15 protein-coding genes are annotated in these 12,063 nt (G+C 71.9%); 12 read left to right on the forward strand and 3 right to left on the reverse strand.

What is annotated here, in order from left to right; genetic code table 11:
- Positions 1–56: 56 nt before the first annotated feature.
- A complete protein-coding gene (locus tag BIU95_RS02270; RefSeq protein ID WP_017885496.1) occupies positions 57–542 on the reverse strand; it encodes a glutathione peroxidase in 486 nt (161 codons plus the stop codon).
- Positions 543–612: 70 nt separating this feature from the next.
- Between BIU95_RS02270 and glmS the strand changes: the two genes are divergently transcribed.
- From glmS to tsaD, 9 genes are all read left to right on the forward strand, one after another.
- Positions 613–2,460 (forward strand): glutamine--fructose-6-phosphate transaminase (isomerizing), encoded by a 1,848-nt coding sequence (glmS, locus tag BIU95_RS02275; protein WP_042537488.1) that lies wholly within the window; start codon positions 613–615, stop codon positions 2,458–2,460.
- An 8-nt stretch (positions 2,461–2,468) separates the two neighbouring features.
- Positions 2,469–2,864: a holo-ACP synthase gene (locus BIU95_RS02280; RefSeq protein ID WP_017885494.1), complete on the forward strand. Its 396-nt coding sequence runs from the start codon at positions 2,469–2,471 to the stop codon at positions 2,862–2,864.
- Complete coding sequence (alr, locus tag BIU95_RS02285) at positions 2,861–3,964, forward strand: alanine racemase (RefSeq protein ID WP_056072014.1); 1,104 nt, start codon at positions 2,861–2,863, stop codon at positions 3,962–3,964. The genes BIU95_RS02280 and alr (BIU95_RS02285) overlap by 4 nt, the downstream gene beginning before the upstream one ends.
- Complete coding sequence (gene alr / locus BIU95_RS02290; RefSeq protein ID WP_175470703.1) at positions 3,961–5,127, forward strand: alanine racemase; 1,167 nt, start codon at positions 3,961–3,963, stop codon at positions 5,125–5,127. The genes alr (BIU95_RS02285) and alr (BIU95_RS02290) overlap by 4 nt, the downstream gene beginning before the upstream one ends.
- A 50-nt stretch (positions 5,128–5,177) precedes the next feature.
- Complete coding sequence (gene tsaE, locus BIU95_RS02295; protein ID WP_051067341.1) at positions 5,178–5,639, forward strand: tRNA (adenosine(37)-N6)-threonylcarbamoyltransferase complex ATPase subunit type 1 TsaE; 462 nt, start codon at positions 5,178–5,180, stop codon at positions 5,637–5,639.
- A gap of 92 nt (positions 5,640–5,731) precedes the next feature.
- Entirely contained in the window at positions 5,732–6,094 is a 363-nt protein-coding gene (locus BIU95_RS02300; RefSeq protein ID WP_308159306.1) for a GNAT family N-acetyltransferase, read from the forward strand.
- A 20-nt stretch (positions 6,095–6,114) separates the two neighbouring features.
- Positions 6,115–6,750 carry a tRNA (adenosine(37)-N6)-threonylcarbamoyltransferase complex dimerization subunit type 1 TsaB gene (gene tsaB / locus BIU95_RS02305; RefSeq protein ID WP_056072341.1) on the forward strand — a complete coding sequence of 212 codons (636 nt, stop codon included), beginning with the start codon at positions 6,115–6,117 and terminating at the stop codon, positions 6,748–6,750.
- Entirely contained in the window at positions 6,747–7,292 is a 546-nt protein-coding gene (gene rimI / locus BIU95_RS02310; protein WP_139179595.1) for a ribosomal protein S18-alanine N-acetyltransferase, read from the forward strand. The genes tsaB and rimI overlap by 4 nt, the downstream gene beginning before the upstream one ends.
- Positions 7,279–8,334, forward strand: coding sequence for a tRNA (adenosine(37)-N6)-threonylcarbamoyltransferase complex transferase subunit TsaD (gene tsaD / locus BIU95_RS02315; RefSeq protein WP_071250154.1), 1,056 nt, complete (start codon positions 7,279–7,281; stop codon positions 8,332–8,334). The genes rimI and tsaD overlap by 14 nt, the downstream gene beginning before the upstream one ends.
- 94 nt (positions 8,335–8,428) lie before the next feature.
- Here the strand turns inward: tsaD and BIU95_RS18490 are convergent, their stop codons facing one another.
- On the reverse strand, positions 8,429–8,941 hold the full coding sequence (locus tag BIU95_RS18490; protein WP_175470704.1) for a hypothetical protein: 513 nt from the start codon (positions 8,939–8,941) through the stop codon (positions 8,429–8,431).
- Here BIU95_RS18490 and BIU95_RS02320 point away from each other — a divergent pair.
- On the forward strand, positions 8,909–9,133 hold the full coding sequence (locus BIU95_RS02320) for a DUF4190 domain-containing protein (protein ID WP_231564099.1): 225 nt from the start codon (positions 8,909–8,911) through the stop codon (positions 9,131–9,133). The genes BIU95_RS18490 and BIU95_RS02320 overlap by 33 nt on opposite strands.
- A gap of 42 nt (positions 9,134–9,175) precedes the next feature.
- On the opposite strand, the gene BIU95_RS02325 is transcribed toward BIU95_RS02320, so the two are convergent.
- Positions 9,176–10,378: a class I SAM-dependent methyltransferase gene (locus BIU95_RS02325; RefSeq protein ID WP_071250156.1), complete on the reverse strand. Its 1,203-nt coding sequence runs from the start codon at positions 10,376–10,378 to the stop codon at positions 9,176–9,178.
- 159 nt (positions 10,379–10,537) lie between these two features.
- Here BIU95_RS02325 and groES point away from each other — a divergent pair, with 159 nt between their 5' ends.
- The gene (groES, locus tag BIU95_RS02330; RefSeq protein ID WP_017885484.1) at positions 10,538–10,834 is read left to right on the forward strand and encodes a co-chaperone GroES; all 297 of its coding nucleotides are present in this window, start codon (positions 10,538–10,540) and stop codon (positions 10,832–10,834) included.
- Positions 10,835–10,998: 164 nt separating this feature from the next.
- On the forward strand, positions 10,999–11,961 hold the full coding sequence (gene rarD / locus BIU95_RS02335; protein WP_017885483.1) for an EamA family transporter RarD: 963 nt from the start codon (positions 10,999–11,001) through the stop codon (positions 11,959–11,961).
- The last annotated feature ends 102 nt before the right edge of the window (positions 11,962–12,063 follow it).

Here is a 12,063-nt window from a genome sequence, read left to right on the forward strand (position 1 = left end):
CACGTGCCCCGGGCCTCCCGGCCAGTGCTCGGTGCGCGCCCGCAGGACGCGACGCGTCAGGCGGGCAGGGCCGCCTCGATGGCGGCGACGACCTCGGGGGCGTCCGGCTTCGTGGTGGGGCGGAAGCGCGTGACGGTGCCGTCGGGGGCGACGAGGAACTTCTCGAAGTTCCAGCTCACCCGACCGGCCTTGCCGTCGGCGTCCGGGGTCTCCTTGAGGGCCTGGTAGAGCGGGTGGGCGCTCTTGCCGTTGACCTTGACCTTCTCGGACATCGGGAACGTCACGCCCCACGTGGTGGAGCAGTACTCGTCGATCGCCTCGGACGAGCCGAGCTCCTGCAGGAACTGGTTGCTCGGGAAGCCCAGCACCGTGAACCCGCGGGGGCCGTACTGCTTCTGCAGGGCCTCGAGCTGCTCGTACTGCGGGGCGAGGCCGCACCGGGAGGCGACGTTCACGACCAGTACGGCCTTGTCGGCGTAGGCGCCGAACGTGGTGTCCTCGCCGTGCAGCGTGGTGATGGCGATGTCGTCGAAGCGTCCCATGGCCGAAACGTTATCCCCACCCCCGGGACTTCGCAGGGTCGGCGTCCAGGCAGACCGTAGGATCGGTCCCATGTGTGGAATCGTCGGCTACGTCGGCAGCAACAGCAGCCAGGACGTCCTCCTCGGTGGCCTCCGCCGCCTCGAGTACCGCGGCTACGACTCGGCGGGCATCGCCGTGGTCGACCCAGCCGGAGACCTCGTGTCGGCCAAGAAGGCCGGCAAGCTCCAGGCCCTGGTCGACGAACTCGAGTCGTCGCCGATCCCGGACGGCACGACCGGCATCGGGCACACCCGCTGGGCGACCCACGGCGGCCCGACCGACGGCAACGCCCACCCGCACCTGGCCGACGGCGACAAGCTCGCCCTCATCCACAACGGCATCATCGAGAACTTCTCCGAGCTCCGCGCCGAACTGCAGGCCGAGGGCATCGAGTTCCGCAGCGAGACCGACTCCGAGGTCGCCGCGCACCTGGTCGGGCGGGCCTTCCGCGACACCGGTGACCTGACCGCCGCCATGCAGCAGGCCGTGCAGCGGCTCGAGGGCGCCTTCACGCTCCTCGTCGTGCACGCCGACCAGCCCGGTGTCGTCGTCGGCGCCCGTCGCAACTCGCCCCTGGTCGTCGGGCTCGGCGACGGTGAGAACTTCATGGGCTCGGACGTCGCCGCGTTCGTCGCCTACACGCAGCGCGCGCTGTCGATCGGGCAGGACGAGATCGCCACGATCCGCCCCGACGGCGTCGACGTCATCCACTTCGACGGCACCCCCGCCACGCCGACCGAGTTCGAGGTCAACTGGGACGCCTCCGCCGCCGACAAGGGCGGCTGGTCCTCGTTCATGGCGAAGGAGATCAGCGAGGAGCCCGAGGCCGTCGCCAAGACGATCCTCGGCCGCGTCCACGACGGCGCCGTCACCCTGACCGACCTCGACCCGATCGCCGAGCGCCTGGCGACCGTCGACCGGGTCATCGTGATCGCCTGCGGTACCGCCGCCTACGCCGGCATCCTGGGCAAGTACGCCATCGAGCAGTGGGCCCGCATCCCGGTCGAGGTCGAGCTCGCCCACGAGTTCCGCTACCGCGACCCGGTGCTGAACGAACGCACCCTGGTCGTCTCGATCAGCCAGTCCGGCGAGACCATGGACACGCTCATGGCCGTCAAGTACGCCCGCGAACAGGGCGCCCAGGTCCTGTCGATCTGCAACACCCAGGGCGCCACGATCCCGCGTGAGTCCGACGCCGTGATCTACACGCACGCCGGACCCGAGGTCGCCGTCGCGTCCACCAAGGCGTTCATCGCCCAGGGCGTCGCGCTGTACCTGCTCGGGCTGCACCTGGCGACGCTGCGCGGCACGCTCACCACCGAGCAGATCGCCGAGCAGGTGGCCGAGCTCGAGGGGCTCGCACCGAAGCTGCAGCAGACCATCGAGGACGCCGCCGGCATCAAGGACCTGGCCCGCTGGATGGCGGACACCCGGAGCGTGCTGTTCCTCGGTCGCCACGTCGGCTACCCGATCGCGCTCGAAGGTGCGCTGAAGCTGAAGGAACTCGCGTACATCCACGCCGAGGGCTTCGCCGCCGGCGAGCTCAAGCACGGTCCGATCGCGCTGATCGAGCCGGGCCAGATCGTCTTCGTCATCGTGCCGTCGCCCCGCGACCCGCGATCGCTGCACCCGAAGGTCGTCTCGAACATCCAGGAGATCCGTGCCCGCGGTGCCCGGGTCATCGCCATCGCGGAAGAAGGCGACGCCGCGGTGCTGCCCTTCGCCGACGAGGTCCTGCGGATCCCGCTCGCGACCCCGCTGTTCGAGCCGCTGCTCGCCGTGGCCCCGCTGCACATGTTCGGCATGGAGCTCGCCGCGGCCAAGGGCCTCGACGTCGACCAGCCACGCAACCTGGCGAAGTCGGTCACCGTCGAGTAGTCGAGACGGTGATCATCGGGATCGGGGTCGACGTGGTCGACCTGGAGCGGTTCGAACGGGTGCTGGAACGCACACCGGCGATGCGGGCGCGGTTGTTCACGCCGTCCGAGCAGGTCCGTGACGGCGAACCCCGTCCGATCGCGTCCTTGGCGGCACGGTTCGCCGCCAAGGAAGCACTGATCAAGGCCTTCGGGTCGAGTGCCGGGCTCAGCTGGCAGGACCTCGAGGTCGTGTCCGACGACCAGCGGAACCCCTCGCTCACCCTGCGCCAGGGTGCGCGCCGGGTCGCGGATGCGCGTGGCGTGACGAGCGTGCACCTGTCGCTCTCGCATGATGGAGGGATCGCGACCGCGTTCGTGGTCCTGGAAGGAACAGACGTGGTCCTGGAAGGAACGGCCCGGTGAGTGCGTTCACCGGCATCACGATCGATCGCGGAGCCCTGATCGAGAACTACGCGACGATCGCCGACCGGGTCGCCCCGGCTGGTGTGATCGCGGTCGTCAAGGCGAACGCCTACGGCCACGGGGCCCTCGACGCCGCGCAGGCCTTCGTCGACGCGGGCGCCGAGTGGCTCGGGGTCGCCGACATCGACGAGGCCGTCGCGCTCCGGCAGGGCGGCATCGACGAGGGGGTCCGGATCCTCACGTGGCTGCACGCCCCCGACGAGGACTTCCGTCGCGCCGCGCAGTTCGACGTCACGCCGGCGGTGTCGAGCGTCGAGCAGCTGTCCGCCGCCGCCGACTCCGACGTCCGTGCCGTGCACCTGTGCGTCGACACGGGCCTGAGCCGCAACGGGGCCGTCGAGTCCGAGTGGGCCGAGCTCTTCGCGACCGCCGGTGCCCTGGCCCGCGGCGGCAACCGCACCCGGGTCGAGGGGCTCATGTCCCACCTGTCGAACGCCTCGCGCACCGACGACCTCGACCAGGACGCCGCACTGCAGCGTGCGCTGGACGGTCTCGCCGCGAACGGCATCGTGCCGGACGTGGTGCACCTCGCCGCGAGTGCCGCGAGCATCGCCGTGCCGGAGACCCGCCACGACCTGTCCCGCGTCGGACTCGCCCTGTACGGACTGAGCCCCTTCGACGGCCGCACCTCGGCCGACCTGGGGCTGCGACCGGCGATGCGGGTCACCGCCGCCGTGCTCCGCACCGTGCCGGTCGCCGCGGGTGACGGCGTCTCGTACGGGTACACCTGGCGCGCCGAGACCGACACCCGCCTCGCTGTGATCGGCCTGGGCTACGCGGACGGCTTCGACCGCGACTTCGGCAACCGGGTCTCGGTGCGCATCGGGGACCGCACGTTCCCGGTGGTCGGACGCGTCGCGATGAACGCCATGCACGTCGACGTCGGCGACGCGGACGTGCAGGTCGGCGACGAGGCCGTGCTGTGGGGCGACCCCGCGAACGGCGACCCCGCCGTCGAGGACTGGGCCGACGCCGTCGGCACGATCAACTACGAGGTGGTCGCCCGGATCGGCCGCAGCGTGGAACGGAGGACCACGTGAGCTCCGCACCGCTGCGTCAGGCACGCATCGACCTCGACGCGTACCGAGCCAACCTCGAGCGTGTCCGCGAGTGGATGGACCCGGTCGAGGTCATGGCGATCATGAAGGCCGACGCGTACGGGCACGGCCTCGAACCGATCGCGCTCGCCGCAGTCGACGCCGGCATCCGTTGGATCGGTGTACTGACGGTCCCCGCCGCCCTGCGCCTGCGGTCGATCGGGGTGGGCGAGGACGTCCACCTGTTCACCTGGCAGCACGACCCCGACCTGGACTTCCGTGACGCCATCGACTCGGCCGTCGACCTCGGTGTCTCGAACGTCGCCGAACTGCAGCGCATCGTCGACGCCGTCGACCAGCGCCCCGCCCGGGTCCACCTGGGCGTCGACTCCGGACTGCACCGCGACGGCGCGGTCCCCGCAGACTGGCCGGCCCTCGTCGAGGCCGCGCGGGACGCCCAGCGGAACGGCCGCCTCGAGGTCGTCGCCGCCTACACGCACCTGGCCGAGTCGTCCGACCACGAGGACAGCGCCGCGGTCGCCGTGTTCGACGCCGCGATCGAGATCGCCGAGGACCTGGGGCTCGACGTCCCGACGGAGCACGTCGCCGCGTCGCTCGCGGGGCTGGAACGCAAGGAGTTCCGCAAGGACATGGTCCGGATGGGTGCGAACCTGTTCGGCATCCCCGGGGCCGACGGGGTCTCGGCAGCAGACCTCGGGCTCGAGCCGGTGATGACCCTGACCGCGTCGGTGGCGAAGACGAAGCGTGTCCCCGTCCACACCGGCGTCTCGTACGACTACACGTACCGCACCGCGACCGAGACGACCCTGGCGCTCGTGCCCGTCGGGTACGCCGACGGGGTCCCGCGACTGGCGCAGGGCCGCATCGAGGTCGCGATCGGCGGCAAGCGCTACCCGATCGCCGGCCGCGTCGCGATGGACCAGTTCCTGGTGGACGTCGGCGACGACGACGTGCGGACCGGTGACACCGTCGTCCTCTTCGGCACCGGCGAGCACGACGAGATGACCGTGCTCGAGTGGGGCGCGGCGCTCGAGACCATCGGTGAAGAGATCGTCTGCCGGATCGGCAGCCGTGTGCCCCGGTCCTACGAGGGTCACGACATCGAGGGACGCGTCGGGGAGTACCTGCGGGGCGAGCGGCCGTGACCGGGTCGTCCCACGTCCTGCTCGACACCACCGTCGACGGCACCGAGGCGATGGGGGAGCTCGGTGCCCGGTTGGCCCGGGTGCTGCGCGCCGGAGACCTCGTCGTGCTGACCGGCCCCCTCGGCGCCGGCAAGACGACCCTGACCCGTGGGCTCGGCGCAGCACTCGGTGCGCGTGGACAGGTGTCCAGCCCGACCTTCGTCCTCGCCCGGACACACCCGACCACCGCCGGGCCGGACCTGGTGCACGTGGACGCCTACCGCCTGTCCGACCCGGTCGAGCTCGACGACCTCGACCTCGACTGGGACGCCGCGATCGTGGTGGTCGAGTGGGGCCGCGGGATGGTCGACGGCGTCAGCGACAGCCTGCTCGACGTCGAGATCACGCGGGCGACCGGTGCCGACGCCGGACCCGCAGCTCCCGACGACACGGACCCGGACGACGTCCCCGACGAGCCCCGCCGGGTCGTCGTCACCGCCTCCGGTCCGCGCTGGCAGGGCGTGGTCCTCTGACCCTGCGGCCCGTCACCGCGGACGACGTCGAGGCGCTCCGGGCGTTCCTCGTCGAGGCCGACCTGACCCTGGCCGGGCTCGACGTCCCGACCGTGCGGCTCTGGACCGACCGCGCCGACGACGGCAGCGTGATCGGCAGCACCGGCTTCGAGTCGAGCGCGGACGGCGTGCACGTCCTCGTCCGCAGCGTGGCCGTCGCTCCGCAGCACCGCGGGTCCGGAGCCGGCACCCGCCTCGCACGGTTCGCGATCGACCGGGCCACCGAGGCCGGCGCCCGGCGTGCGTGGCTGTTCTCCCGTCGCTCCGGTCCGTTCTGGCAGTCGCTCGGCTTCGCACCCGCGGACCGACAGGCCCTGGCTGCCGCGCTGCCGGACACCCACCAGGTCCGCCTGTTCCGCCGGACGGGGCAGCTGGAGCACGAGGTCGCGTGGTCCCTGGGACTGCCGGTGCGCTGACCGCCGCCTACGATGGACGGGTGCTGCTCGCGATCGACACCTCCGCCGGGACCTCCGTCGCCGTCGTCGACCCGGCCACCGGCCAGGCCCTCGCGACCCGCGACACCGAGGACAGCCGCCGGCACGCCGAGGTGATCGGCCCGTTCCTGGCCGACACCCTCGCCGAGGCGGGCATCACCGGCGCCGACGTCACCGGTGTCGTCGCCGGCATGGGCCCGGGCCCCTTCACCGGCCTGCGCGTCGGCATCGCCGCCGCCCGCACCTTCGCGGCAGCCCGCGGCGTCCCCGTCCTGCCGCTCGTCAGCCACGACGCCGTCGCCCTCGACCAGCGCGTCGCCGGCCTCGCCGGCCCCTTCGTCGTCCTCACGGACGCCCGCCGCCGCGAGGTCTACTGGAGCGCCTACGACGCCGACGGCGTCCGCGTGGCCGGCCCCGGACTCGCCAAGCCCGCCGATCTCGACGACGCGATCCGCGCCTCCCGGCCCGCAGCGGTGGACTGGGACCGCGTGACCGTCACGTCCATCCCGGCCTGGAGGCTCGGCGCGCTCGCCGCGGGCCGACTCGCGTCCGGCGCGGCGTTCGACCAGGACACCCCCCTGTACCTGCGCGACCCCGACGTCACGGTGCCCGGTGCGCCGAAACGGGTGAAGCAGTGACCCTGCCGGACGCGCTCCGCCTGCGCCGAGCCCACCCGCAGGACCTCGACGACATCATGTGGCTCGAGCACGTCTCGTTCCCGACGGACGCCTGGTCGGCGTCGCAGATGTCGGGCGAGCTGTACTCACCGCACGGGTACTACGTCGTGATCGAGACCGTCGACGACACCGCAGCGCCGATGGTCGTCGGGTACGCAGGACTCTCGTCCCTGGCGGGCAACCCGGTGGCCGACGTGCAGACCATCGCGGTCGCCGCCGATCAGCGCGGCAAGGGGCTCGGACGGGTCCTGTTCACGGAACTGCTCGACGAGGCGCGGCGCCGCGGTGTGCGTGAGGTGTTCCTCGAGGTGCGGGCGGACAATCCCGTGGCGCAGGCGATGTACACGGCGTTCGGGTTCGAGCACATCGTGACCCGGCCCCGCTACTACCAACCGGACGGCGTCGACGCGTGGGTGATGCGGGCGGAGCTGCCCGGCCCGGACGCGGAACCGTCGTCGGACGTCGGACCCATCGGACAGGAGGCCCTCGGTGAGCGCGACTGAACCACTGGTGCTCGGCATCGAGACGAGCTGCGACGAGACGGGCGTGGGGATCGTGCGGGGGAACACCCTGCTGGCGAACGTGATCGCCTCGAGCATGGACGAGCACGCGCGCTACGGCGGGGTCGTGCCCGAGGTCGCCGCACGGGCCCACCTGGAGGCGATGACCCCGACGCTGCACGAGGCACTCGACCGTGCCGGCGTCACCCTCGACGAGCTCGACGCCGTCGCAGTGACCGCCGGGCCGGGTCTGGCTGGGGCGCTCATGGTCGGGGTGGGGGCAGCGAAGGCGCTCGCCGTGGCCACGGGCAAGCCGCTGTACGGCGTCAACCACCTGGTCGGGCACGTCGGTGCCGACGTGCTGCGCGAGGACGGCAGCGAGATCGAGCTGCCGACGATCGCGCTGCTCGTCTCAGGTGGGCACACGTCGCTGCTGCTGGTGCGGGACCTGGTCGGTGACGTCGAACTGCTCGGCGAGACGATCGACGACGCGGCGGGCGAGGCGTTCGACAAGGTCGCGCGGCTGCTCGGACTGCCCTACCCCGGCGGCCCGCAGATCGACCGGGCCGCGGCCGAGGGCGACCCGACGGCGATCCGGTTCCCCCGCGGGCTGACGCTGCCGAAGGACATGGCCGCACACCGGTACGACTTCTCGTTCTCGGGGCTGAAGACCGCGGTGGCACGCTGGGTCGAACGCTGCCGCGACGAGGGCCGAGAGGTGCCGGTGGCCGACGTCGCCGCGAGCTTCCGCGAGGCCGTCGTCGACGTCCTGCTCACCAAGGCCCTGAACGCCTGCCGCGAAACCGGTGTCGACCGGCTGCTACTCGGTGGCGGCGTCGTCGCGAACGCCCGGTTGCGGCAGGTCGCCGAGGAACGCTGCGCGGCCGTGGGCGTGCGGCTGCGGATCCCGCCGTTCGACCTGTGCACGGACAACGGCGCCATGATCGCCGCCGTCGGCGCCCGACTCGTGGCCGAGGGGCACGCGCCGAGCGACCTCGGCATCGCGGCGGACTCGACCCTGCCGGTGACGACCGTCCAGGTCTGACCAGTTCGGCCCCGGTCCTTCTGGGGGAGCCTGTGGGAGGATTCACACGGGCGTCGGAGAGACCGGACGCCCGAGAGGGGTGGACGGTGTCCGATCAGAACGAGTGGCCGAAGCCGGGCGAGACGCCGAACGGCGCGGCGAACGGACAGCCCGACGGTGCACCCGCCCCGGACGCCCCGCAAGCACCTGACGCGCCGCAGGCCCCGTCGGCTCCGGAAGCGCCCCAGAACCCGCACGGCCAGCAGCAGAACCCGTACGGCCAGCCGCCGCAGCAGCAGAACCCGTACGCCAGCCGCCGCAGCAGCCGCAGCCGCAGCCGAATCAGTACGGTCAGCAGCAGAACCCGTACGCGGCCCCGCATCAGCAGCAGCAGCAGCAGCCGCCGCAGCAGGCGTACGGCGCACCGCAGAACCCCTACGGTCAGCAGCAGAACCCGTACGCGCAGCAGCAGCAGCCGTACGCGGCCAACCCGTACTCGTACCAGCCCTACGCGCAGCGCCCGAAGACGAACGTCCTGTCGATCCTGTCGATCGTCTTCGCGTTCGGCGGCGTCATCATCTGGCCGATCATCATCCTGACGAGCCCGGCCGGCGCGATCATGGGCCACATCGCCCTCGGCAAGATCAAGCAGAGCGGCGAGGGCGGCCGTGGCCTGGCGCTCGCCGGCATCATCGGTGGCTGGGTCCTCACGGGCCTGTTCATCCTGATCGTCGCCCTGGTGTGGATCTCGATCGCGAACTCGTCGAACTACTCGGACTACTCCGACTACAGCTCGAACACCGGGGCCTTCGTCAGCTGACGTCGCCGCAGGGCGACGGAGGCCGCGAGCGGCCCCCGGCCGTCAGCCGACCGTGTCGGTGAGCCGCTCGCACAGGATCGCCGTGTGGCGTCCCTCCAGGCGGGTGAGCACGAGTGTGACGCGACCCGATCCGCGCAACCGCAGCCGTTTGCGGAACTGCGCCGGGTCGACGTCGACGCCGCGCTTCTTGATCTCGACGGTGCCGATGCCGTCGGCGGCGAGCCGCGCGGCCAGTCGCTTGACGTCGAGCGGCATCGTGTCGAGCACCCGGAACCCCTGCGCGAAGGGTGTCGTGACGGCCCGGTCGGACGTGACGTAGGCGATGCCGTCGGACAGCATGTGCCCGTCGAGGCCCCTCGCCAGGTCGCCGATCAGTCGCGCGCGGATCACGGCGCCGTCCGGCTCGTACAGGTAGGCGCCGAGCGGTCCGACCTCGGCGTCGTCGGCGTCTGCCGCTCCGGTCATCTCGGCGATGCCGTGGCTGCCGATGACGGTGGCCGCGCGGCGGATGCCGGGCCGTGCGAGGGGGCCGAACCACAGGGCGAGCTCGACGACCTCGCGGTCGACGGAGGTCCACTGGGCCTCAGCGGCGTCCGGGATCAGGTCGCGGTCGATGCCGGGTCCGAGCTTCACGCCGGTCGGCGTCGTCGTCGCTGCAGCGAACACCGTGTCGAGCGAGGGGGACCAGTCGTCCGGGTCGGCGAGTCGGCGGGTGTCGGAGTGGCCGGAGGTGCGTCGTGCGGGGTCCATCCACGCGCCGTCCACCGAAGACAGGTCGAAGGACTCGGCGTCGCCGAGCTCCACCCGCGCGTTCGGCCAGAGGGCCAGGTTGTGGGTCGCGACGGCAGCCGTGACCTCGTCGCGGTCGACGGCGGTGACGTCCAGGTCGAGCGCCGCCATCGCCATGGCGTCCCCGCCGATGCCGCAGCCGAGATCGGCGACCCGGGTGAGCCCCGCGGCGGCGAAGCGTCCGGCGTGCTGGGCCGCGACCTGCAGTCGGGTGGCCTGCTCGAGACCGGCCTCGGTGAAGAGCATCCGGGACGCGAAGTCACCGAACTTGCCGCGGGCCTTGAGCCGGAGCTTCGCCTGGGTCAGCACGGCTGCGACGAGCCGTGGGTCGTGGCCCTCGGCGCGCAGCCGGGACACCACGCGGACGATCTCGCCGCCGTCGGAGACACCGGGGGTACGGTCGAGCAGGGCCATCCCGTCCGGGGTCAGCAGTGCGGTGAGTTCGGCGGCGTCCATGCGTCGATCCTCGCAGGTGCTGCGTGTTCTCCGGGTGTGCTGGCACTCGGATTGACCGAGTGCCAGTGGCCCCCTAGAGTTGGCGTTGGCACTCTCCTGTGCGAAGTGCCAACCGGTTTTCATCTGTACCGAGTCCGTACCGAGAAAGAAGAGGTCACCGTGGCCGTCAGCATCAAGCCGCTCGAGGATCGCATCGTCATCCGCCAGGTCGAGGCGGAGCAGACCACCGCTTCCGGTCTGGTCATCCCCGACACCGCGAAGGAGAAGCCCCAGGAGGGCGAGGTCGTCGCCGTGGGTCCGGGTCGCATCGACGACAACGGCAACCGCGTCCCGCTCGACGTCGCCGTGGGTGACAAGGTCATCTACTCCAAGTACGGCGGAACCGAGGTCAAGTACTCGGGCGAGGACCTGCTGGTCCTGTCGGCCCGCGACGTCCTCGCGGTCATCGTCCACTGAGTCCAGTACGCATGACGGACGCCCCGTCCGGCCTTCGGGCCGACGGGGCGTTCGTGTGTCCGGGGCCGGTCTGCAGGGCGCTCCGGTCCTGATCAGCCCGCTTGCAGCCCGCCTGGAGGCCCGGTGCACGTCCCGGGGTCGGCGGTCGTTCCTAGGATGGTTCCGTGAGTGAACCGAGTCCGGCGCGACCCGTCCGCAGCGAGGCATCCGTCGGCGTGGTGCAGGCCGTCGTGGCCTACGGGCTCTGGGGGCTGATGCCCCTGCTCTTCGCGGCCATGGCCCCCGCGGCGGCGTTCGAGATCGTGTCGTGGCGGATCGTCTTCGGTCTGGTGTTCTGCGCGGTGGCGATCGCGGTCACCCGGTCGTGGCTCCGCACCCGCACCCTGATGGCCCAGCGCCGCGTGATGCTCGTGATGGGGCTCGCCGCCGTCCTGATCCTGGTGAACTGGACCGTCTACGTCCTCGCGACGACGACCGGTCACACGGTCGAGGCCGCGCTCGGGTACTTCATCAACCCGCTCGTCACGATCGCCCTCGGCGTCGTGGTCCTGCGCGAACGCCTGCGTCCGGCGCAGTGGGCCGCGGTCGGGTTGAGCGTCGTGGCGGTCGTGGTCATCGCGATCGGCTACGGGCAGATGCCGTGGATCTCACTGGCCCTGGCGTTCTCGTTCGGCCTGTACGGCCTGGTGAAGAAGCGCGTCGGCGGCACCGTGGACGCGCTGAGCGGCCTGACGATCGAGACCGTGTGGCTGCTGCCGATCGCGGTCGTGGCGCTGGTGGTGCTCGGTGTGACCGGGCTCGGCGGCGGCGTGACGTTCACGAGCGAGGGCTGGGGGCACGCTGTCATCACCGTGCTGACCGGGCCGGCGACCGCGGTGCCGCTGCTGCTCTTCGCCTCGTCGGCGCGCCGGGTGAGTCTGTCGACCCTGGGCCTGACCCAGTACCTGGCACCGGTGATGCAGCTGCTCGTCGGGGTCCTGGTGCAGCACGAGGAGATGTCGGCCGGGCGCTGGTTCGGCTTCGGCATCGTGTGGCTCGCGCTCGTGGTGCTGACGGCGGACTCGTTCGCCGCCGCACGCGCGTCCCGCCGCCGGGCGCTCGCACCCACCCCGGCCGAGCCGGTCTGACCCGGTCCCCACGGGCCTCCAGGCCGCCCGTCGGTCCTGTCGTGTGGAGGCGACACATCGTGTCGCTCGTCCCGGTTGCCACCGCGAAAGCGACAGGCCCCC

The sequence above is a fragment of the Curtobacterium sp. MCBA15_007 genome (assembly GCF_001864905.1).
Lineage (GTDB): Bacteria > Actinomycetota > Actinomycetes > Actinomycetales > Microbacteriaceae > Curtobacterium > Curtobacterium poinsettiae.

Excerpts from the sequence above, each read along its gene's own strand:
- BIU95_RS02270 (WP_017885496.1), bottom strand. The coding sequence starts at position 542 with ATGGGACGCTTCGACGACATCGCCATCACCACGCTGCACGGCGAGGAC.
- glmS (WP_042537488.1), top strand. The coding sequence starts at position 613 with ATGTGTGGAATCGTCGGCTACGTCGGCAGCAACAGCAGCCAGGACGTC.
- tsaE (WP_051067341.1), top strand. The coding sequence starts at position 5,178 with ATGGGGGAGCTCGGTGCCCGGTTGGCCCGGGTGCTGCGCGCCGGAGAC.
- BIU95_RS02325 (WP_071250156.1), bottom strand. The coding sequence starts at position 10,378 with ATGGACGCCGCCGAACTCACCGCACTGCTGACCCCGGACGGGATGGCC.